At 66.8% G+C, this 761-nt stretch carries 1 protein-coding gene; it reads left to right on the forward strand.

Translation table 11 applies throughout. The annotated features are described in order from the left end of the window. Positions 1–761, forward strand: a 761-nt coding sequence (locus tag MTQ10_RS30880; RefSeq protein ID WP_247474124.1) for an alpha-amylase family glycosyl hydrolase, incomplete at both ends; no start/stop codon positions are given.

Below are 761 nucleotides of genomic sequence, written 5' to 3' on the forward strand. Positions count from 1 at the left end.
GAGGACGTCGTCGACTACTTCGGCGACTACGCCTCCGGCGGCGACGAGTGCCACATGGCGTTCCACTTCCCGGTGATGCCGCGCATCTTCATGGCCGTACGCCGCGAGTCCCGCTACCCGGTCTCCGAGATCCTCGCGAAGACCCCGGCCATCCCGTCGGGCTGCCAGTGGGGCATCTTCCTGCGCAACCACGACGAGCTGACCCTGGAGATGGTCACCGACGAAGAGCGCGACTACATGTACGCGGAGTACGCCAAGGACCCGCGGATGCGCGCCAACATCGGCATCCGACGCCGACTGGCGCCACTGCTCGACAACGACCGCAACCAGATCGAGCTGTTCACCGCGCTGCTGCTGTCCCTGCCCGGCTCGCCGATCATCTACTACGGCGACGAGATCGGCATGGGCGACAACATCTGGCTCGGCGACCGCGACGCCGTCCGCACCCCCATGCAGTGGACCCCGGACCGCAACGCCGGTTTCTCCACTGCCGATCCGGGCCGGCTCTATCTGCCCACGATCATGGACCCGGTCCACGGCTACCAGGTGATCAACGTCGAGGCGTCCATGGCGTCGCCGTCGTCGCTGCTGCACTGGACCCGCCGCATGATCGAGATTCGCAAGCAGAACCCGGCCTTCGGCCTCGGCTCCTTCACCGAGCTGCCGTCCAGCAATCCGGCCGTCCTGGCCTTCCTGCGCGAGTACGAGGACGACCTCGTGCTGTGCGTGAACAACTTCTCCCGCTTCGCCCAGCCCACCGA

This window comes from Streptomyces sp. XM83C (genome assembly GCF_023072675.1).
In the GTDB taxonomy this organism is placed as follows: domain Bacteria; phylum Actinomycetota; class Actinomycetes; order Streptomycetales; family Streptomycetaceae; genus Streptomyces; species Streptomyces thermocoprophilus.